The organism is Streptomyces sp. NPDC002092 (assembly GCF_053593775.1).
This window is the reverse complement of record NZ_JBSFDG010000025.1, coordinates 1-18,837: the sequence shown is the minus strand read 5'-3', so window position 1 is coordinate 18,837 and position 18,837 is coordinate 1. Positions and strand designations below refer to the sequence as shown.

At 70.0% G+C, this 18,837-nt stretch carries 19 protein-coding genes and 1 pseudogene; 13 read left to right on the top strand and 7 right to left on the bottom strand.

Going from position 1 to position 18,837, the window contains the following annotated elements:
- The first annotated feature begins 190 nt into the window (after positions 1 to 190).
- From hemL to ACWCRD_RS39515, 8 genes are all read left to right on the top strand, one after another.
- Complete coding sequence (hemL, locus tag ACWCRD_RS39550) at positions 191 to 1,519, top strand: glutamate-1-semialdehyde 2,1-aminomutase (RefSeq protein WP_450970519.1); 1,329 nt, start codon at positions 191 to 193, stop codon at positions 1,517 to 1,519.
- A 38-nt stretch (positions 1,520 to 1,557) separates the two neighbouring features.
- The gene (locus tag ACWCRD_RS39545; protein ID WP_450970575.1) at positions 1,558 to 2,205 is read left to right on the top strand and encodes a histidine phosphatase family protein; all 648 of its coding nucleotides are present in this window, start codon (positions 1,558 to 1,560) and stop codon (positions 2,203 to 2,205) included.
- Between the two features lie 172 nt (positions 2,206 to 2,377).
- Positions 2,378 to 3,661: a hypothetical protein gene (locus ACWCRD_RS39540; protein ID WP_450970518.1), complete on the top strand. Its 1,284-nt coding sequence runs from the start codon at positions 2,378 to 2,380 to the stop codon at positions 3,659 to 3,661.
- 66 nt (positions 3,662 to 3,727) lie between these two features.
- Complete coding sequence (locus ACWCRD_RS39535; RefSeq protein ID WP_450970517.1) at positions 3,728 to 4,351, top strand: TlpA family protein disulfide reductase; 624 nt, start codon at positions 3,728 to 3,730, stop codon at positions 4,349 to 4,351.
- Position 4,352: 1 nt separating this feature from the next.
- On the top strand, positions 4,353 to 5,123 hold the full coding sequence (locus ACWCRD_RS39530) for a cytochrome c biogenesis CcdA family protein (RefSeq protein WP_450970516.1): 771 nt from the start codon (positions 4,353 to 4,355) through the stop codon (positions 5,121 to 5,123).
- Between the two features lie 3 nt (positions 5,124 to 5,126).
- A complete protein-coding gene (resB, locus tag ACWCRD_RS39525; RefSeq protein ID WP_450970515.1) occupies positions 5,127 to 6,893 on the top strand; it encodes a cytochrome c biogenesis protein ResB in 1,767 nt (588 codons plus the stop codon).
- Positions 6,890 to 7,987 carry a c-type cytochrome biogenesis protein CcsB gene (gene ccsB / locus ACWCRD_RS39520; protein ID WP_344403544.1) on the top strand — a complete coding sequence of 366 codons (1,098 nt, stop codon included), beginning with the start codon at positions 6,890 to 6,892 and terminating at the stop codon, positions 7,985 to 7,987. The genes resB and ccsB overlap by 4 nt, the downstream gene beginning before the upstream one ends.
- A 25-nt stretch (positions 7,988 to 8,012) precedes the next feature.
- Positions 8,013 to 8,405 carry an SRPBCC domain-containing protein gene (locus ACWCRD_RS39515; RefSeq protein WP_450970514.1) on the top strand — a complete coding sequence of 131 codons (393 nt, stop codon included), beginning with the start codon at positions 8,013 to 8,015 and terminating at the stop codon, positions 8,403 to 8,405.
- Here the strand turns inward: ACWCRD_RS39515 and ACWCRD_RS39510 are convergent.
- Together ACWCRD_RS39510 and ACWCRD_RS39505 are read right to left on the bottom strand one after the other, a co-directional pair.
- Positions 8,392 to 9,390, bottom strand: coding sequence for an isopenicillin N synthase family dioxygenase (locus ACWCRD_RS39510; protein ID WP_450970513.1), 999 nt, complete (start codon positions 9,388 to 9,390; stop codon positions 8,392 to 8,394). The genes ACWCRD_RS39515 and ACWCRD_RS39510 overlap by 14 nt on opposite strands.
- On the bottom strand, positions 9,371 to 9,838 hold the full coding sequence (locus ACWCRD_RS39505; RefSeq protein ID WP_450970512.1) for a nucleoside deaminase: 468 nt from the start codon (positions 9,836 to 9,838) through the stop codon (positions 9,371 to 9,373). The genes ACWCRD_RS39510 and ACWCRD_RS39505 overlap by 20 nt, the downstream gene beginning before the upstream one ends.
- Before the next feature lie 105 nt (positions 9,839 to 9,943).
- Between ACWCRD_RS39505 and ACWCRD_RS39500 the strand changes: the two genes are divergently transcribed.
- Positions 9,944 to 11,398, top strand: coding sequence for a PucR family transcriptional regulator (locus ACWCRD_RS39500; RefSeq protein WP_450970511.1), 1,455 nt, complete (start codon positions 9,944 to 9,946; stop codon positions 11,396 to 11,398).
- Here the strand turns inward: ACWCRD_RS39500 and ACWCRD_RS39495 are convergent.
- Together ACWCRD_RS39495 and ACWCRD_RS39490 are read right to left on the bottom strand one after the other, a co-directional pair.
- Positions 11,385 to 12,283 (bottom strand): annotated as a pseudogene (locus ACWCRD_RS39495) (transglutaminase-like domain-containing protein). The gene ACWCRD_RS39500 and the pseudogene ACWCRD_RS39495 overlap by 14 nt on opposite strands.
- Positions 12,284 to 12,398: 115 nt before the next feature.
- Positions 12,399 to 13,373 (bottom strand): quinone oxidoreductase family protein, encoded by a 975-nt coding sequence (locus tag ACWCRD_RS39490; protein ID WP_450970510.1) that lies wholly within the window; start codon positions 13,371 to 13,373, stop codon positions 12,399 to 12,401.
- A gap of 135 nt (positions 13,374 to 13,508) precedes the next feature.
- On the opposite strand from ACWCRD_RS39490, the gene ACWCRD_RS39485 reads away from it, so the two are divergent.
- Together ACWCRD_RS39485 and ACWCRD_RS39480 are read left to right on the top strand one after the other, a co-directional pair.
- Complete coding sequence (locus ACWCRD_RS39485; protein ID WP_450970509.1) at positions 13,509 to 13,844, top strand: ArsR/SmtB family transcription factor; 336 nt, start codon at positions 13,509 to 13,511, stop codon at positions 13,842 to 13,844.
- Positions 13,845 to 13,904: 60 nt separating this feature from the next.
- A complete protein-coding gene (locus tag ACWCRD_RS39480) occupies positions 13,905 to 14,534 on the top strand; it encodes a hypothetical protein (RefSeq protein ID WP_450970508.1) in 630 nt (209 codons plus the stop codon).
- On the opposite strand, the gene ACWCRD_RS39475 is transcribed toward ACWCRD_RS39480, so the two are convergent.
- A complete protein-coding gene (locus ACWCRD_RS39475) occupies positions 14,507 to 15,919 on the bottom strand; it encodes a purine-cytosine permease family protein (protein WP_450970507.1) in 1,413 nt (470 codons plus the stop codon). The two genes, ACWCRD_RS39480 and ACWCRD_RS39475, sit on opposite strands and share 28 nt — an antisense overlap.
- 169 nt (positions 15,920 to 16,088) lie before the next feature.
- Between ACWCRD_RS39475 and ACWCRD_RS39470 the strand changes: the two genes are divergently transcribed.
- Positions 16,089 to 17,060, top strand: coding sequence for a DMT family transporter (locus ACWCRD_RS39470; protein WP_450970506.1), 972 nt, complete (start codon positions 16,089 to 16,091; stop codon positions 17,058 to 17,060).
- Here ACWCRD_RS39470 and ACWCRD_RS39465 read toward each other — a convergent pair.
- Both ACWCRD_RS39465 and ACWCRD_RS39460 read right to left on the bottom strand, forming a co-directional pair.
- A complete protein-coding gene (locus ACWCRD_RS39465) occupies positions 16,948 to 17,841 on the bottom strand; it encodes a LysR family transcriptional regulator (protein ID WP_450970505.1) in 894 nt (297 codons plus the stop codon). The two genes, ACWCRD_RS39470 and ACWCRD_RS39465, sit on opposite strands and share 113 nt — an antisense overlap.
- A complete protein-coding gene (locus ACWCRD_RS39460) occupies positions 17,841 to 18,239 on the bottom strand; it encodes a PLD nuclease N-terminal domain-containing protein (protein WP_450970574.1) in 399 nt (132 codons plus the stop codon). Before ACWCRD_RS39460 ends, ACWCRD_RS39465 begins: the two co-directional genes overlap by 1 nt.
- Before the next feature lie 120 nt (positions 18,240 to 18,359).
- Here ACWCRD_RS39460 and ACWCRD_RS39455 point away from each other — a divergent pair, with 120 nt between their 5' ends.
- On the top strand, positions 18,360 to 18,743 hold the full coding sequence (locus ACWCRD_RS39455) for a hypothetical protein (protein ID WP_450970504.1): 384 nt from the start codon (positions 18,360 to 18,362) through the stop codon (positions 18,741 to 18,743).
- Positions 18,744 to 18,837 lie beyond the last annotated feature (94 nt).

Here is an 18,837-nt window from a genome sequence, read left to right as displayed (position 1 = left end):
GCCAGGCCGTATGAGCTGTGTGTTCCAGGTCCCAGTTTCCAGGTCCCAGTTTCGCAGATCGTCCAGGGCGGCGGCTGTCCCTCCGGTCAGCAGCAGCGCCCGCTGCCCTCCGTGCACCCTGGCCTACCCTGAGGAGGTCCCTTGCAACCGGAGCCCGAGAAGTCGGAGAAGGTCGGAGAAGTCGCAGGTCATGAGCGAACTGCCTGATTCACTGCCTTATTCATATGAAGCGCCTGCCTCGCAGGCACTGTTCGACCGGGCCGCGGCCGTCACTCCCGGTGGGGTGAACTCCCCGGTGCGTGCATTTCGTGCCGTGGGCGGTACGCCCCGGTTCATGGTGTCCGGCACCGGTCCGTATCTGACGGATGCGGACGGGCGGGACTACGTCGACCTGGTGTGTTCCTGGGGGCCCATGATCCTCGGGCACTCCCACCCGGAGGTCATCGCCGCCGTTCAGGACGCCGTCTCGCGCGGTACGTCTTTCGGTACGCCCGGTGAGGGCGAGGTCGCGCTCGCGGAGGAGATCGTCGCGCGGGTCGAGCCCGTGGACCAGGTGCGGCTGGTGTCCAGCGGGACCGAGGCCACCATGAGCGCCATCCGGCTCGCCCGCGGGTTCACCCGGCGCACCAAGGTGATCAAGTTCGCCGGGTGTTACCACGGTCACGTCGACTCGCTGCTCGCCGCCGCCGGGTCGGGGGTCGCCACCTTCGCCCTCCCCGACACGCCCGGCGTCACGGGCGCCCAGGCCGGCGACACCATCGTGCTGCCGTACAACGACCTCGAGGCCGTGCACGAGGCCTTCCACCGGCACCCCGGTGAGATCGCCTGCGTGATCACCGAGGCCTCGCCCGGGAACATGGGTGTCGTGCCGCCGCGGCCCGGCTTCAACCAGGGATTGAAGGACGCCTGCTCCAAGAACGGCGCCCTCTTTATCTCGGATGAGGTCATGACAGGTTTTCGGACCAGTCGCGCCGGGTGGTTCGGGATCGACGGGGTCGTGCCCGACCTCATGACCTTCGGGAAGGTCATGGGCGGCGGGTTCCCCGCCGCCGCCTTCGGCGGGCGGGCCGACGTGATGGCGCATCTCGCGCCCGCCGGGCCCGTCTACCAGGCCGGCACCCTCTCCGGGAACCCGGTCGCCACCGCGGCCGGCCTCGCCCAGCTGCGCCTGCTCGACGACGCCGCCTACGACAAGGTCGACTCCGTGTCGCAGACCATTCAGGGGCTCGTGACCGAGGCCCTGAGCAAGGAAGGCGTCGCGCACCGGCTGCAGAGCGCCTCCAACATGTTCTCCGTCTTCTTCACGGACCGGGAGGTCCGCGACTACGAGGACGCCAAGAAGCAGGAGTCCTTCCGCTTCACCGCCTTCTTCCACTCGATGCTGGCGCAGGGCGTCTACCTCCCGCCCTCGTCCTTCGAGTCCTGGTTCGTGTCCACGGCCCACGACGAACAGGCCGTACAGCGCATCGCCGACGCCCTCCCGGCGGCGGCCCGAGCGGCGGCGGAGGCAACCGCGTGAGTGAGAACACCAACGGCGACATCACCGTCGTCCACGTCATGCGGCACGGCGAGGTCGCCAACCCGGACGGGGTCCTGTACGGGCGGCTGCCCGGCTACCGCCTCTCCGAGCTGGGCCGGCAGATGGCCGAGCGGGTCGCCGAGCACCTCGCGCCCCGCGACATCACCTACGTCTGTGCCTCCCCGCTGGAGCGGGCCCAGGAGACGGCCACCCCGATCGCCAAGTCGCACGGGCTCGACCTGGCCACGGACGAGCGGCTCATCGAGGCCGACAACGTCTTCCAGGGCAAGACCTTCGGGGTCGGGGACGGCGCGCTGCGCAAGCCGGGCAACTGGAAGCACCTCGTCAACCCGTTCAAGCCGTCCTGGGGCGAGCCCTACGTCGACATCGTCGTCCGGATGATGCAAACGCTGGACTCCGCCAAGGACCGGGCGCGGGGGCACGAGGCCGTCCTCGTCAGTCACCAGCTGCCGATCTGGATCGTGCGGTCGTACGTCGAGAAGCGGCGGCTGTGGCACGACCCGCGCAAGCGGCAGTGCACGCTCGCCTCGCTGACGTCCTTCACCTACCAGGGCGACAAGCTCGTGTCCGTCGGCTACAGCGAGCCGGCCCGCGAACTCGTCCCGGCCCATCTCCTCGCGGGCGCCAAGCCGGTGAAGGGGAAGAGCAAGGCCTTCGGCGCCTGAGGCTCCCTTTGGGCAAGTCATGGGCCCCCATTGGGAGATGAGAAATCCCCTTTGGGATCCCATGACACGTTCGTGACAATTGTGGCCAGATCAACGTGATCGTCAGGAACCACTCCCTTCGTCATGTCCTCTGAATGGGTGACCACCACAGGACATGACGATCGGGGTTGGAATGAGTGCTCTCACTCGAAGGGGAATGCTCGGGCTCGGCGCGGGCGCCGCGGCCGCCGTCGGACTCTCCGGCTGCGGCACCCTCACGCAGTCAGATGGGCCGACCCACGGTTCGGGTTCCAACGGCGGCGGATCCGGCAAGCCTTCGCCCTCCGCCCGCCCCATCGGAGACGGCTCGACCTCCTACACGGGCAAGCAGCCCTACCAGCCGGCCAAGCCCGAGCCGTTGCAGCCGGGGCAGGCCCCGCCGCAGTTCGTGGTCTTCTCCTGGGACGGCGCCGGCGAGGTCGGCAACGGGCTCTTCCCGCGCTTCCTCGACCTCGCCAAGCAGCACCAGGCGTCCATGACCTTCTTCCTCTCCGGGCTGTATCTGCTGCCCGAGTCGAAGAAGCGGCTGTACAACCCGCCGAACAACAGGGTCGGCGCCTCCGACATCGGCTACCTCAACGACGAGCACGTCAAGGCGACGCTGACCAACGTCCGCCGCGCCTGGCTCGAAGGCCACGAGATAGGCACGCACTTCAACGGTCACTTCTGTGGCGAGGCCCACACGTCCGTCAAGTGGTGGACGCCCCAGCAGTGGCGCAGCGAGATCGACCAGGCCAAGTCCTTCGTGAAGAACTGGAAGACCAACACCGGCCTCACCGACCTGCCGGCCCTGCCCTTCGACTACGACAAGGAGCTCGTCGGCGGCCGGACGCCCTGTCTGCTCAACCAGGAGAACCTGCTGCCCACCGCCCGCGAGCTGGGCTGGCGCTACGACGCCTCCTCGCCCGGCGGCCTGCAGGTGTGGCCGTCGAAGAAGCACGGGCTGTGGGACTTCCCGCTGCAGTCGATCCCGTTCCCCGGCAGGAAGTTCCAGGTCCTGTCGATGGACTACAACATGATGTTCAACCAGTCGCAGAACTCGACCAAGGCGCCGGCCTACAACTACCCGGCCTGGCGCGAGCAGGCGGCCGGGGCCTACATCGCCGGCTTCAGGCGGGCGTACTTCTCCAACCGCGCCCCCTTCTTCATAGGCAACCACTTCGAGCACTGGAACGGCGGCATATACATGGACGCCGTCGAGCAGGCGTTCAAGCACATCGCGCTGGCGAAGGAGAAGGGCGCCGACGTCCGCCTCGTCTCCTTCCGGCAGTTCACCGACTGGATCGACGTACAGAAGCCGGAGGTCCTCGCCAAGCTCCGCACCCTCGGCGTCGGTCAGCAGCCGGTGGGCGGCTGGAAGACGTTCCTCAAGGAAACCCCCTCCTCCTCGTCCTCCCCCAAGGGACAGGCTGCCTGAAATGCGGGTTTCCCCCCGCAAGGGGGGTGCGCACGAGCCCGGGAACGGGCATGCGAAACTTTTCACATGAGTGCCGCCAGCCGCGCCCACGTGCGCCCGAACCGCGCACGTCGCCGAGCCGTCCTGACCACCGCCGGTGCCGCGGTCGCCGCGCTGCTGATGTCCGCCTGCTCCTCCGGAGGCACCTCCGGCGGGGGCGGTGACACCAACTTCGTCATGGGCAAGGACGGCATCTCCACCGCGAAGAAGGGGGAGCGGGCCGCGGCGCCCGACCTCTCCGGCAAGACCGTCAACGGGGGACAGCTCGACGTCGCCTCCTTCAAGGGCAAGGTCGTCGTCCTGAACGTGTGGGGTTCCTGGTGTGCCCCCTGCCGTGCCGAGGCGCCCAACTTCGAGAAGGTCTACCAGGACCTCAAGACCAAGGGCGTCCAGTTCGTCGGGATCAACACCCGCGACACCAGCACCCAGAACGCGGTCGCCTTCGAGAAGCAGCAGGGCATCACCTACCAGAGCCTCTACGACCCCACGGGCAAGCTGATGCTCCGCTTCAAGAGGGGCACGCTCAACCCGCAGGCGGTCCCCTCCACGCTCGTCCTCGACCGGGAGGGCAAAATCGCCGCCCGCTCGCTCGCCGCGCTCAGCGAGGACAAACTGCGCAAGATGATCGCCCCGGTCCTCGCGGAGAAGTGACGTGACCTCAGTCACTACGCTCGCTGCGGCGGACGTCAACGACACGGTGCTCAACGGCGCCCTGCTGCTCGCCCTGCCCATCGCGATCCTCGGCGGACTCGTCTCCTTCTTCTCCCCGTGCGTCCTGCCGCTCGTCCCCGGCTATCTGTCGTACGTCACCGGGGTCGCCGGCACCGACCTGGCCGAGGCCCGGCGCGGGCGGATGGTCGCCGGGGCCTCCCTCTTCGTACTCGGCTTCACCGCCGTGTTCGTCTCCGGCGGGGCCCTGTTCGGTTCCTTCGGGTACACCCTCCAGGAGCACAAGGGCGTCCTCACGAAGGTGCTGGGCGTGCTCATGATCCTCATGGGCGTCTTCTTCATGGGCCTGATGCCCTGGATGACCCAGCGGGAGTTCCGGTTCCACAAGAGGCCGGTGGCAGGGCTCGTCGGCGCCCCGCTGCTCGGCGCTCTGTTCGGCATCGGCTGGACCCCCTGCATCGGGCCCACCCTCGGCTCCGTGCTGACCCTGTCCGCCCAGCAGTCCAGCGCGGGCCGGGGCGCCATACTGACGGTCGCCTACTGCCTCGGTCTCGGCGTACCGTTCGTGCTCGCCGCTGTCGCCTTCCGCAAGGCCCTCGGCGTCTTCGGCTGGGTCAAGCGCCACTATGTCTGGGTGATGCGGATCGGCGGCACGATGATGATCGTGACCGGTCTGCTGCTGCTCACCGGCGCCTGGGACCGCATCGTGCAGGACATGCAGTCCTGGTCCGCCGGCTTCAATGTGGGGATCTGATCGATGAGCAAGACCACCGCCACCGGTACGCCCCTCGAGCGGGCCGAGGACCCGGACCTCGGCGCCGCCGGCTCCCAGCTCTCCACCGCCCCCAGGGAGGAACTGGCGAACCTGCCCGGCCTGGGCGTCATCGGCTGGGCCCGCTGGTTCTGGCGGCAGCTCACCTCCATGCGGGTCGCGCTGCTGCTCCTCCTGCTCCTCTCCCTCGGCGCGATCCCCGGCTCGCTGATCCCGCAGTCCGGCATCGACGAGACCAAGGTCGCCGACTTCCGCAAATCCCACACCTTCCTGGCGCCGGTCTACGACAAGCTCGGCCTCTTCCACGTCTACAGCTCGGTGTGGTTCTCCGCGATCTACATCCTGCTGTTCGTCTCCCTCATCGGCTGCATCATCCCGCGCACCTGGCAGTTCATCGGCCAGCTCCGCGGCCGCCCGCCAGGTGCCCCCAAGCGCCTGACCCGGCTGCCCGCCTACACCACCTGGCGCACCGAGACCGAACCCGAGCAGGTACGCGAAGCAGCCCTCGCCCTCCTCAAGAAGCGCCGCTTCCGCGCCCACCTCGCCGGTGACGCCGTAGCCGCAGAGAAGGGCTATCTGCGGGAGGTCGGCAACCTCGCCTTCCACATCGCGCTGATCGTGATGCTGATCGCCTTCGCCTGGGGCCAGCTCTTCAAGTCCGAGGGCAACAAGCTGATCGTCGAGGGTGACGGCTTCTCCAACACCACCACCCAGTACGACGACTTCAAGTCCGGCAACCTCTTCACCACCGACGACCTGGTGCCGTTCAGCTTCCGCCTGGACAAGTTCACCGGCACCTACGAGGCCAGCGGCCCCAACAAGGGCACCCCGCGCACCTACCAGGCCGCCCTCACCTACAGCCAGGGCGCCTACGGCAAGGACAAGAAGGACCTCGTCAAGGTCAACGAGCCGCTGGAGATCGGCGACGCCAAGGTCTACCTCACCGCCCACGGCTACGCCCCCGTCATCACCGTCCGCGACGGCAAGGGCAACATCGTCTACCGCGACGCCGTACCGCTCCTCCCGCTCGACTCCAACGTCACCTCCACCGGTGTGGTCAAGGTCCTCGACGGCTACAAGAACGCCAAGGGCGTCAGCGAACAGCTGGGCATCTCGGCCTTCCTGCTGCCGACCTACACCCCCGGCAGCGAGACGGCCTCCACCTTCCCCGCGCTGCGCAACCCGGTGCTGAACCTGACGCCGTACCACGGCGACCTCGGCGTCGACTCCGGTATCCCGCAGAGCGTCTACCAGCTCGACAAGGCGCATGTGAAGGAGTTCAAGGACTCCAAGGGCGCCCAGCTCAGGGACAACCTGAAGCCCGGCCAGACCATGCAGCTCCCGAACGGCGCAGGCTCGATCACCTACGAGTCCACCAAGGAGTGGGCCAACTTCCAGGTCGTCCAGCAGCCCGGCACCTCCTGGGCGCTCGGCGGTTCCCTCACCGCGATCTTCGGCCTCGCCGCCTCCCTGTTCATCCAGCGCCGCCGCGTCTGGGTCCGGGCCGTCAAGGGCGCCGACGGTACGACCGTCGTCGAGATGGCCGGCCTCGGCCGCAGCGAGTCCGCCAAGGTCCCCGAGGAACTCGGCGACCTCGCCGGGATCCTGTACGACCGGGCGCCGGGTGCGCCCGAGCCCGACGAGCACTCCGACGACTCCGACGCCGAACCCGACGCCGGCTCACCGGACCAAGACGACACCACCACCCCCGACACCGACGTCGTACCTGCCGAAGGGGCTGAGACCCAGTGACTCTCGCCGCCGGAACCGAGTTGGCCACGGCCACCAACGAACACCTCGCGAACATCAGCAACACCCTGATCTACTCCGCGATGGCCGTCTACACCCTGGCCTTCTTCGCGTACATCGCCGAATGGCTCTTCGGCAGCCGCAGCAAGGTCGCCCGCACGGCCGCCGCGCTCACCACGGAGGCGAAGGGGAGCAAGGCCCCCGCCGTCACCGTGAACAAGGCGGGCGGCACCGCCGTACTGGAGCGGCCCAAGGTCGTCGTACGGGCCTCGGCCGGCGCACGTGACGTGCCGGACGGGCCCGGGGCGCACGGCGGGGACGAGCAGGGCGATCTCTACGGGCGTATCGCCATCTCGCTCACCGTGCTCGCGTACCTCGTCCACCTCGCCGGCGTGATCGCCCGCGCGGCCTCGGTGGAGCGGGCGCCGTGGGGCAACATGTACGAGTTCAACATCACGTTCTCCGCGGTGGCCGTCACCGTGTACCTCGCGCTGCTCGCGCTGAAGAAGAACGTCCGCTGGCTCGGCCTGTTCCTGATCACCACGGTCCTCCTCGACCTCGGCATCGCCGTCACTGTCTTGTACACCGCCAGTGACCAGTTGGTTCCGGCCCTCCACTCGTACTGGCTGTACATCCACGTCTCCACCGCCATCCTGTGCGGCGCGGTCTTCTACGTGGGCGCCGTCGGCACGCTGCTGTACCTGTTCAAGGACTCGTACGAGACGAAGCTGGAGAACGGCGGCACACCCGGCCGCTTCGCCACCTCGTTCCTGGAGCGCCTGCCCTCCTCGTCCTCGCTGGACAAGTTCTCGTACCGCATCAACGCGGCCGTCTTCCCGCTGTGGACGTTCACGATCATCGCGGGCGCGATCTGGGCCGAGTCGGCCTGGGGCCGCTACTGGGGCTGGGACCCCAAGGAGACCTGGGCGTTCATCACCTGGGTCGCCTACGCCTGCTACCTGCACGCCCGTGCCACCGCCGGCTGGAAGGGCCGCAAGGCCGCCTACCTGGCACTGATCGCCTTCGGCTGCTGGCTGTTCAACTACTACGGCGTCAACATCTTCGTCAGCGGCAAGCACTCGTACGCGGGCGTCTGAGCCGCGCAGGGCCGACACTGGTGTCATGAGCGGTTCCATCGCACAGGGCACCAGTCAGAGCCATGGGAACACGCACATGCTGCACTTCCTGGTGCGGGTCCCACGGCGCATGGAGGACGTCTGGCCGGCGGTGGCCACCCCCGAGGGCCTCGCCCGGTGGTTCACCCCCGCAGACGTCCTCGAACCCAGGCTCGGCGGCGCGGTCACCCTGCGTGACCTGGGCAGCGGCCGGGTCACCGCCTGGGACGTGGACCGGGTCGCCGAGTACACGCTGGACGACGGCGACCGGATCCGATTCCACCTGGAGCGGGACGGCGAGCAGGGCACGGCCCTCCGCTTCACCCACGAGTACCGGGGAGCCGAGGCGGCGGAGCCCGCCTGGCGGGCCCGCTTCGAGAAGCTGGTCAGCCGACCGTGATCGAGTCCAGCTTCTCCCGCAGATAGCGGTGCGAGTCGACCGGCTCGTACGCCACCCGCCCCACCGGCGCCGGTACGGACTCCACCAGTGTCCCCGGTGTGCACTCGCCGAAGTACACGAGCGACATCAGCTCCTCCGCGGGCGCGTCCGCGGGCGGCGGCAGCACCCGGTGCCGCCCCGACCGCCACCTGTCACCGGTCCAACGGGCCATCAGGTCCCCGATGTTGATGGTGAAGGCCTCCGGGTCGAACGGCGCGTCCTCCCAGCCGACGCCTCCTCCCGCGGGGTCTGTGTACACCTGCAGCCCGCCCTTGCCCGCCTGCCGGTCGAGGATCGTGACCGTCCCGAAGTCGGTGTGCGGCCCGATGCGGAACTGACCCGGCTGCGGCTCCCCGACGACCTCCGTGCCCGGATACCAGTTGATGTTGAAGCCGTACGTCGGATGGTCCATGTGCCGGGTGAAGAAGTCCGGTTCGAGGCCCAGCGCCTCGCCGAGCAGGGACAGCAGCTGCTTCTCCAGCTCGCCCATCCGCTCCAGGTACTCCTCGCACAGCGCCCGCAGCTCCGGCACCTCCTGCGGCCACACGTTGGGCGCGTACCACTCCGCGTTGACGACCGGGTCCTCGAAGGGCTCGTGCGTCGCGAACGTCAGCGACTCCTTCAGGTCCGGCGGGGTCTCGGTACCCTCCGCATAGCCGTTGGCCTCGGCGCCGGGCCCGAGCCAGCCGCGCCCCCCGACCTTCGCCGCATACGGCTGCTTGACGCCGGCGGGCAGCCGGAAGAACGCCCGAGCCGCCTCCCGGATCGCGGACCGCAGCGCCGGATCCACACCGTGCCCGGTGACCAGCAGGAACCCGGCTGTCTGCAGGGCCTCGTCGACGGTGCGGGCGATGCCGGCACGGGCGTCCTCGTCGCCGTCGAGCCACGGCCGCAGATCGATGGTCGGAATACGCGGGGCAGGGGCGTTACTCACCGATGTCCTCATTCCACAGTGCCGGATGGTTCTTGATGAAGTCGCGCATCATCCCGATGCACTCGGCGTCGTCGAGCAGCACGATCCGCACGCCGTGCTCCGCCAGCCAGTCGTGCCCGCCGTGGAAGGTGGCCGCCTCGCCGACCACCACCCGGGAGATGCCGAACTGGCGGACCAGGCCGGAGCAGTACCAGCACGGCGAGAGGGTCGTGACCATCGTCGTACCGCGATACGAGCGCTGCCGTCCCGCATTGCGGAAAGCGGCCGTCTCCGCGTGCATCGAGGGGTCGTCGTCCTGGACGCGCCGGTTGTGGCCGCGGCCGAGCAGGGTGCCGTCGGCGCCGTAGAGCGCGGCGCCGATCGGGATGCCGCCCTCCGCGAGCCCGGCGCGCGCCTCCGCGACCGCGGTGGCGAGCCAGGCCCGTGCCGTCGCCTGGTCCATGGGGTCCTCAAGGTCCATGTCCTCACTCTGCTGTGGCCGAAACACGAGGGCAACGTGCGGAAAGTACTCTCCCGGCATCCCGCCGCCGGACGAACTGTCCAGGCGCCGTCCCTGGAGGTGCCCGTGGCCGCACTCACCCTCCGCGAAGTCCTGGACCTCGATCCCGTCCGCGCCTCCGAGCCCGCCCTCCTCGCCGGCGAGGGCGCCCTGGACCGTCCGGTCCGCTGGGTGCACTCCAGCGAGGTGTACGAGGGCGCCAACTTCCTCGACGGCGGAGAGCTGCTGCTCACGAACGGTTTCGGCCTGACGGACGCCGACGAGGAGGTGCGCCGCCGGTACGTCCGCGAGCTGGCCGCGCGGGGTGCCGCCGGGCTGGCCGTGGAGGTGGGCCGCTCACTGCCGCAGATGCCCCCCGAGGTCGTCGACGAGGCCCGCCGCCTGGGCCTGCCCCTGCTGGCCCTGCACCGGGTCGTGCCCTTCGTGCGCATCACGGAGGCGGCGAACCGCGCGATCGTGGCCCGGGGGCTGTCCGGGCGGTCGGTGGTGCGCCCCTGGGGTGGCGACCACACGGCCGCCCTGCTCGCCGACCTGGCCGACCGCGCGGCCCTCAACCAGCCGGAGGTCGAGGCACGGTCCGCGCTCGCCGGGTTCCACCCGGGGCCGGGCGCCCGGCTCATCGGGGTGTCGGTGCACGGCACGCGCGAGGTGGGTGCCGTGGACCGGGCGGTACGGCTGCTGGGCGGGGCGGGGGTGCTGCGGGCCGCGTTCCCCGGGGATGTGCTGGCACTGATCGCCTTGCCCGGTGGGGGCGCCGCTGCCCCACGCATCGGCGTACGCCCGGCGGTCCGCTCCAGATCCGCTTCTCGCCAGGGGGCCGTGGCCCGCTCCGCACCCGCCTCCCGTTCCGGTGCCGGCCTGCGAGCCGGCGAAGTCCTCGGCTCCGGTGACCCGGTCCGTGCCGTCCAGGAGGCCTTCCGCACGGCGGCCGACGCGGGCCTCACCGTCGCCGTCGGGCACGCCGTCGACGCCGGCAGCGGCTGGCTGCGCTGGAGCGACACGCTGCGGGCGGCCCGTACGACGCTGGAGCTGGCCCTGACCGTGCCGGCGGCCGAACCGCCCGCCCCCGAGGGCCCGTTGGTCACCTCCGCCCGCGCGCTCGCCCTGGAACGGGAGCTGACCCGAGGCGGCATCGACACCAACCGCGACCGCCTCGACCGGCTGGTCCAGCACGCCCTGGGCCCGCTGCTGGCCTGGGAGGCGGCCCACCCCAGCGACCTGGTCCGCACCCTGGAGGTCCATCTGCGGCACGGCTGCTCCCCGACCCGGACCGCGGCCCTGTTGCACATCGGCCGCCAGTCGCTCTACCAGCGGCTGGAACGGATCGAGTCCCTGCTGGGGCTTGAGATCGACGATCCGGATCTGTTGGGGGAGTTGCTGGCGGCGGTGTGTGCGTATCGGGTCGTGCGGGGGCGCTCCGCGCGGGGTGCCCTCGTAGGTCGTCGTTCGGCTGCAGCGCCGTCGGGGCTGGTCGCGCCGTTCCCCGCGCCCCTGTCGGGGCGCGTTCCTAACGCAGGGTGATCTGGCTGGGTCCGTTGTAGGGGGCTGAGCAGAGCACCGTTTTCGGGGTCCGCAAGTTGTCGTCCTCCGTGAACAACTTCTGAGCCGCGTCGAAGGGCACATCGTCGCCCGCGACCAGAGCGGCCCGGTCGTAGAGCTCGCGGGCTGGTTCAGACAGGGGCGTGCCCGGTTTGCCTTCGTCTGTTCCCCACTCGTCCCACAACAGCATCTCGGCCTTGTTGAGCATGGCGAGGTCGAGGCGGATGTTGCCGGCCACGAATCGCTCGCCCCAGAACGGCCCTTGATCCGACGGATGCAGGCCGAACGTCCTCGGGTCCGCTCCGCCCTCGCGGACGGCCCGCCACGCCTTGCCTGCGACCAGGAAGCGGTCGCGCGGGACGTCCATCGGGTCGAAGTCCACGTTCCAGTTGGCGGTGATGCCGGGGTCGGCGAGCTGGGGGTCCGCGAGCAGCCAGCCCCGCTCCTCGTCCCAGTACTCGGTGACGACGTGGTCGCAGTGGAAGCCGTCGGAGCCGAAGTAGTCGGCGAAGCCGGACCGGATACGCGCCGGGATGCCCGCCTGCCGCAGGAACGAGCAGTGCAGCAGCGAGAAGTCCCGGCAGGTCCCGACGAAACGGTCGCCGACCTCGCGCCGCATGTGCAGCGGGGCGTCGTTCCGGGCCACGAGGATCCGCAGGATGTCGTCGATGTAGCGGGTCTCGGCGTCGTTGTGCAGGCGGTCGTCCGGGTGGGTGTGGCCGAAGAGGTCGCCCTCCACGCGGTGGACGAGCAAGTCGCGGGAGATACGGGCGAGTCCTGCCGGGTCGCGCGGTAAGTGGCGTACCGGTCGGCCAGTTCGCCGGGATCGGAGAAGGTGCTCTGCGTGGCGTAGAAGGCAAGTGACATGGCGGGCCTCACGGTTGTCCGGAGTCGACGAGTCATAGACCGCATGTTCGAATACGGGTCGGTGCGGCCCACCGTGTCAAAATCCGCCGCGCATTGTCCAGCCTGCGCGCCGCCCTCAGCCGCTCACCCGCAGCAGCAGCTTCCCGGTGCTGGTCCGCGTCCCCATCAGCCGGTGCGCCTCCGCCGCCTCCTCCAGCCCGAACTCGGCGGTCACCGGCAGGGACACCGTCCCGTCCACCGCCTCCGCGAAGGCCCGCTCGGCGAGGGAGCGCAGCTCGCCGGGGGCCGTCTTCGCCAGCGTGAGGATCGAGAAGCCGCCCACCGACACCCCGGAGGGGTAGAGCTCCGGCTGTCCCACGTTCCACGCCGGCGCCGAGCTCGCGTTGCCGAAGGAGACCAGGCGCCCGAAGGCCGCGAGCGAGGCCAGGCTGCCCCGGAACGTCTCGCCGCCGACCGGGTCGAGCGCGAGGTCGACGCCCCGGCCGCCGGTCGCCTCCCGCACCGCCTCCGTGAACTCGCCGACGAACACCTCGTCGTAGCCGTGTTCGCCCGCGTAGGCCGCCTTTGCCGCGCCCGACACCACCCCGTACACGGCCGCCGCCCCGGCCGCCTTCGCCAGCTGCCCGACCACCGTGCCGACGCCGCCCGCCGCACCCTGCACGAGCACCGTCTCGCCCGGCTGCAGCCGGCCCACCGCGTGGACGAGCGCGTACGCCGTCGGCAGCACGGCCGGCAGGGTCGCCGCCTTGCGCAGACCGACGCCTGCCGGGACCGGGAAGACGGTCGTGGCGTTCGCCAGTACGACATCCGCGTAGGCGCCGCCCTCCGTCAGCGCCGTCACCTCCTGGCCGACGGACAGGCCCGTGACCCCCTCGCCGAGCGCGCGGACGCGTCCCGACGCCTCCAGCCCGGGGACGAAGGGCAGCTGCGGCACCCGGTAGCCCTCACCGCGCGCCTTGAGATCGGCGAAGTTCACCCCGGTGTACGCCACGTCGAGGCTCACCTGGCCCGGACCGGGCTCGGGGACCTCCGCCTCCACGACCTTCAGGACCTCGGGACCGCCGTACTCCTGGAACTCCACCGCACGCATGCCGCACCACCCATGACTGTTCGGTCCACGACTGTTCCATGGACTGTTCAATGAAAAGCGAACAGTCGTGAGTGTATGATTTTCATCGAACAGTCGGCAAGACGTGAACCTCGGCCAGGTGTGAAGGAGACCCGCGTGACGCAGCGCACCAGTCATCGGGCCGCCCCCGAGCACACCCACCCCGACGACGTCTCCGTGCAGACCGCCCTCGCCGCGCTCGCCGATCCCGTACGCATCAGCCTCGTCAGGGAGCTGGCGGGCTCGGCGGAGTGGTCGCGCAGCTGCGGCAGCTTCGACGTGCCGGTCGGCAAGGCGGCGCTCAGCCATCACTTCACGGTGCTGCGGGGCGCTGGCCTGGTCGAGCAGCGCGACGAGGGGCCCCGGCGGGTCAACCGCCTTCGACGGGCGGAGTTCGAGGCCCGCTTCCCGGGTCTGCTGGACCTCGTCCTGCGGGACGAACCGACGGTCTGAACCTCTGCGCCCCCTCCCGCGTCACAGTGCTGACGCCAACGCAGGGGGACGGAGGGGGACATGGGCAGCAACCGCACCTGGGTCGCATCGGCCGGAGCGTGCGTCGCGCTGGTGGTGGCCACGGGCCTGTACGTCCAGGCCATGGGGGCAGGACACACCGACGGAGGCCTCAGAGCCGCCCCCGACCGGATCAATTCGGCGGTCGCGGACCGGACTTGTTCCGGCACCCGCCCCGTCGACAGCCTTCCCGACCGCGACGACGGGACCCCGCTGACGCGTCTGGTCGTGCACGTCGACGAACTGGCCCGCAAGAGGTACCCCGACGTCTACACGGGCCTCTCCGTCGACGAGGAGCACCGGTCGGTCGACGTCTGGCGCATGCCCTCAGCCGCCTTGGACGACGCGATCTGCGGGGCGGCCGTGCGGGGCGTGACCGTGCGGCTGCACGACACCGACGTCAGTGGAAGGACGCTGCACGCCCTCTCCGACCGGATCTGCGACGACATGCACCGCTGGGACGGCACCTTCGAGATGCGCGAAGTCGCCGCGGACGAACGGGGCTTCGTCCTCATCGGGGTCGACGACCCCGACAAGGCGGAACCGATCCTCAAGAAGGCCTACGGCGGGCACAACAGCCGGTACATCAGGGTCGAGCACGCGGATCAGGCGGAACCGGTGGACGGCAGCTGAGCCTTCGCCCGCCGCAGCACCGCGTACAGCCCCGCGCTGACCACGAACCCGACCACCGGAGTGATGTCGCCGAAGGACGGCCAGTGCTTCGGCACGTAACCGACGTAGTCCTCCTGGTTGGAGAAGAGCGGCACCGACACCGCGACACCGATCAACAGGGCCGCAAGGCCGGGCCGGTTGGTGAAGGAGCGGTCGCTCAGGCGGGCGGCCAGCTCCTCGTCCGTGGCCGTGCGGCCCTGCAGCCACCGCTCCACCAGGACGACCCCGAGCCACGGTGCCACCCAGTACGCGATGACCAGCAGGAACGCCTCGTACGCCGACCCCGCGTCGGACAGTGACGCCCACGCGGCCGCCGTACCGGCGACACCCGACACCACGACCAGCACGCTGCGGCTCAGCCAGGTGGGCAGCTGCAGGCCGAAGGAGGCGATGGAGATCGCGCCCGAGTAGATGTTGAGGGCGTTCGCGGAGATGCCGCCGAGGATGATGGCGAGGAGCACCAGGTCGCCCAGCCAGCCGGGGAGATGACCGGTGAAGGCCGCCGTCGGGGTGGCGTCCTTGGGAGCCGCGATGGTCGCCGAGGCCGCCCCGGTGATCGCCACGAGGGCGACCGACACGAACAGGCCCACCGCAGGGTAGAGGACCGTTCTGAACCGGTTCGCGGTGCGCGGCAGATAGCGGGAGTAGTCCGTGGCGTACGGGTTCCAGCCGGCCGCATAGCCCCAGGCCGCGCTGAAGGCGAGGAGGAAGCCGCCGATGCCGCCGCCGGTGCCGCCCCCGCCGAGGTCCGCGTCCTTGAACGTCCACACGCCCGCCAGCAGGAAGATCACCGCGAGGGCCGGGAAGGCGTACCTCTCGAAGGTGTGGACGAAGTTGTGGCCGATGAACCCGATCAGGATCTCGGCCACGACCACCAGCAGGAGCGAGGGCAGCGGGCGCAGTCCCGTCAGCGTGTTCAGGGCGAAGGCCGCGCTCACGCTGTTCACCGCGAACCAGCCCACGCCCGCCACCAGACCGTTGGCCGCGGCCGGCAGGATGTTGCCCAGGCGGCCGAAGGAGAAGCGGCCGATCACCATCTGCGGCACGCCGAACCGGGGCCCGTCCAGGGACAGCACGCCCTGCGTGACCGCGCCGAGCGCGGTGCCGAGCACGATGGCGGCCGTGGCCTGCCAGAAGCTCAGACCGAAGAACAGCACCGAGATCACACCGATGAAGACGGTCGCGAACTCGATGTTCGGCGACGCCCAGGTCCACAGCAACTGCAGTGGAGAGCCATGGCGTTCGGCGTCGGGGATGGGCTCGGAGCCCGCCGTCTCGACGGCGATGACCTTGTCACCGTATGCGGGGGCGAGGGCGTTGGAGGAGTCGGCGGGAGCAGTCGTCATGCGAGGTAAGTGTCCGGTTCCGGCCGGTCCGGGCACAGGGGCGCACTGTCCGCTTCGGTGGGCCCCGCGGCGTACAACCTGTAGGCATCGGCGCCGCCGATGACCCCATCGGCAGGACGCCCCACTGGCGCGTGGACCCGCACCGCCGCCCGCTCGTAGCGTCCAGGACATGACCACGCAGAGCAAGTCCGCAGAGAGCAGGGGCATCGCCCAGCTGATGAGCGCGATGGTGCTGTCCGGCACCCTCGGCGTCTTCGTCGTCGAGTCGGGCACCTCGCCTTTCAACGTCGTCTTCTTCCGGGTCGTCTTCGGAGCCCTCGCGCTCGGCTCCTACGTCCTCGCCCGCGGCTGGCTCCGCGACCACGGCTTCACCCCGCGCACCTTCGGACTCGCCGTCCTGGGCGGCGTGTTCATCGTCTTCAACTGGGTGTTCCTCTTCGAGTCGTACCGGAACACCTCGATCTCGGTCGCCACGGTCGTCTACCACACCCAGCCGTTCTACGTGGTCCTGCTCGGCGCCCTCCTCTTCCGCGAGCGCCTCACGGCCGCCAAGGTCGGCTGGATCGCGCTGGCCTTCGCGGGCCTGATCCTGGTCTCGGGTGTGACACCGTCCGACTTCACCAGCGGCGGCACCTACCTGAAGGGCGTCGGCCAGGCCCTCCTCGCCGCGCTGCTCTACGGCCTGTCCACCCTGGTCACCAAGCGCATCACCGGCGTCCGCCCGCACCTCATCGCCCTGGTCCAGGTCGTCGTCGGGATCCCGCTGCTGCTCCCCTTCGCCGACTTCGGCGCGATGGCCGGCACCGGCTGGGACTGGGGCTGGCTGGTCGGCCTCGGCCTCATCCACACCGGCGTGATGTACGTCCTCATGTACGCCGCCTACGCCAAGCTGCCGACCTCGAAGATCGCCGTCCTCGCCTTCGTCTACCCGGCGGTCGCGATGGTCATGGACTGGGCGGTGTACGGCCACCACATCGGCCTCGTCCAGGCGCTGGGCGTTCCGCTGATCGTGCTGGCCAGCCTGAAGGTCACGCTTGCCCGGCCTCTTCGGACACGATCTTCCGCGCCTGCTCCAGAAACAGCCGTACGTGCGCCGGAAGCCGCTTCCCGGCCCGCCACGCCAGTTGCGTCCGAAGCGTGAACGGCGGCTGCCACGGCAGCCGTACGAGAGACCCCTCGGCGAGTTCGGCGGCGACCGTCACCTCGGGCAGCAACGAGACCCCGAGGCCGGCCGCCGCCGCGCGTTTGGTGGCCTCGATCGTCCCGAACTCCATGAAGTCGACCGGCTCACCTGCGGACTTGAGTTCCCGCTCGAACAAGTCCCGGTAGGCGCAGCCCGGCTCTGTGGCGAGGAGGGACTGCCGTACGAGATCGGCGACGGCGAACTCCCGGTCGGCGAGGGCGTGTCGGGGCGCGGCGACCAGCGCGAGCGGCTCCTCGCACAGCACCACGCTCTCCAGCCCCGGGTGCTCGGTCGCCTCCTCCATCAGGAAGCCGAGATCGTACGTGCCGTGTCGCAGCGCCTGCCGGGTCTCGTCGCCGATGGTGGTGCGCAGGGAGAGCCGCACCCGGGGGTAGCGGTGGTGGAAGAACTCCAGCAGCGGCGGCAGCCGGTACGAGGTCAGCGACTCCATCGTCCCGACCACCAGCGAACCGGCGGGCTCCTCGGTACCGGCGACCGCGGCCCGCGCCTCCTCGGTGAGTTCGATGATCTGCCGGGCGTAGGGGAGCAGCCGCTCACCCGCCTCCGTGAGCCGGATCCTGCTGCCGAGCCGGTCGAACAGCTCCGTGCCGAGGGAGGACTCCAGGGCCCGCACCTGGCTGGTCACGCTGGACTGCGCGTACTTCAGCTCGGCCGCGGCCTGTGTGAAGCTCAGCACGGTCGCGACCTTCTCGAAGGTGACGAGCAGCCGCAGCTCCATCAGTCCGCCTTGGGGTCCTCGCCGCGCTCTCGCCGCCGCAGCTCCTCCTCGCGGCGGCGCAGATCGGCCTCCCAGTCCTTGAGCAGGGCCTCGTCCTTCTTGTTGTCCTCCTTGAGGGACTTCAGGAACTCGGGATTGTCGTCGGGCGCGACGAACTGGGCGCGGTGGTTGCGGTGCCACTCGGCGGGCGTGGACCCACCGGCCGGGACGGGCCCGCGGTACTTGCCCGCGACCAGCCAGGCGATCGGCCCGACCAGCACCTCCCCGAACAGCAGGATGATGATCACCCAGACCACCTTGGGCAGCGCGCACACCTGCTCCTCAGGGGTGTTGAGACAGTCGATGAAGGCATAGATCCACAGCGCCAGGACCAGCAGGAACGGCAGATACCTGATCATGGTGGTGCGAACCCCCATCGTGAACTTCCGGTGACGAGGCGCTCGACCGCCCCGGTGACGGGGTCAGGGTAGCGGGTGGGAAAAATGGCACCCGACAGTGCGCCGAAACGGGGAGAGGCCATGCATCCGGCAGTCGTCGAAGACCGATTCCGCGCCGGCACGGAGCGGCTCAGGGGCTGGGGCGTCGGCCTGTTCGCCCTGGCTGCCCTCCTGTGGGGCTACGCCGCCTGGCAGCTGCTGACGCCGTACGAGCTGCACTACCCGAACGGCGACACTACGGACTGCACCGCCCCGGCCTTCGCCGACCGGGAGGACGTGTACGCCGGTGACCACGGCTACTCGGACGAGCGGCACTGCGCCGCCGCCCGCGACTGGCCAAAGCCCGTGGCCGCCCTCGTCCTGGCCACCCCGCTCGCCACCGTCGGCGGGGTACTCCTCGCGAGCGGCTCGGTGAGCGGCCGGCTGCGGAAGCACGAGGCCGACCTGGACCGGGCCCGCGGCTGAGCTTGTTCTTTTTCTTCTGGCCTCGAACGGTGTCCCGAACGAGGTCACTCACCTGGGCATTCGCCGGACATGTGGGTGGCCTTCGTCTGATCCT

Bases quoted from the DNA above. Each gene is read 5' to 3' on its own strand.
- hemL (WP_450970519.1), top strand. From the start codon at position 191: ATGAGCGAACTGCCTGATTCACTGCCTTATTCATATGAAGCGCCTGCC.
- ACWCRD_RS39545 (WP_450970575.1), top strand. From the start codon at position 1,558: ATGCGGCACGGCGAGGTCGCCAACCCGGACGGGGTCCTGTACGGGCGG.
- ACWCRD_RS39540 (WP_450970518.1), top strand. From the start codon at position 2,378: ATGAGTGCTCTCACTCGAAGGGGAATGCTCGGGCTCGGCGCGGGCGCC.
- ACWCRD_RS39535 (WP_450970517.1), top strand. From the start codon at position 3,728: ATGAGTGCCGCCAGCCGCGCCCACGTGCGCCCGAACCGCGCACGTCGC.
- resB (WP_450970515.1), top strand. From the start codon at position 5,127: ATGAGCAAGACCACCGCCACCGGTACGCCCCTCGAGCGGGCCGAGGAC.
- ACWCRD_RS39515 (WP_450970514.1), top strand. From the start codon at position 8,013: ATGAGCGGTTCCATCGCACAGGGCACCAGTCAGAGCCATGGGAACACG.
- ACWCRD_RS39510 (WP_450970513.1), bottom strand. From the start codon at position 9,390: ATGAGGACATCGGTGAGTAACGCCCCTGCCCCGCGTATTCCGACCATC.
- ACWCRD_RS39505 (WP_450970512.1), bottom strand. From the start codon at position 9,838: ATGGACCTTGAGGACCCCATGGACCAGGCGACGGCACGGGCCTGGCTC.
- ACWCRD_RS39490 (WP_450970510.1), bottom strand. From the start codon at position 13,373: ATGCGTGCGGTGGAGTTCCAGGAGTACGGCGGTCCCGAGGTCCTGAAG.
- ACWCRD_RS39480 (WP_450970508.1), top strand. From the start codon at position 13,905: ATGGGCAGCAACCGCACCTGGGTCGCATCGGCCGGAGCGTGCGTCGCG.
- ACWCRD_RS39475 (WP_450970507.1), bottom strand. From the start codon at position 15,919: ATGACGACTGCTCCCGCCGACTCCTCCAACGCCCTCGCCCCCGCATAC.
- ACWCRD_RS39470 (WP_450970506.1), top strand. From the start codon at position 16,089: ATGACCACGCAGAGCAAGTCCGCAGAGAGCAGGGGCATCGCCCAGCTG.
- ACWCRD_RS39465 (WP_450970505.1), bottom strand. From the start codon at position 17,841: ATGGAGCTGCGGCTGCTCGTCACCTTCGAGAAGGTCGCGACCGTGCTG.
- ACWCRD_RS39460 (WP_450970574.1), bottom strand. From the start codon at position 18,239: ATGATCAGGTATCTGCCGTTCCTGCTGGTCCTGGCGCTGTGGATCTAT.
- ACWCRD_RS39455 (WP_450970504.1), top strand. From the start codon at position 18,360: ATGCATCCGGCAGTCGTCGAAGACCGATTCCGCGCCGGCACGGAGCGG.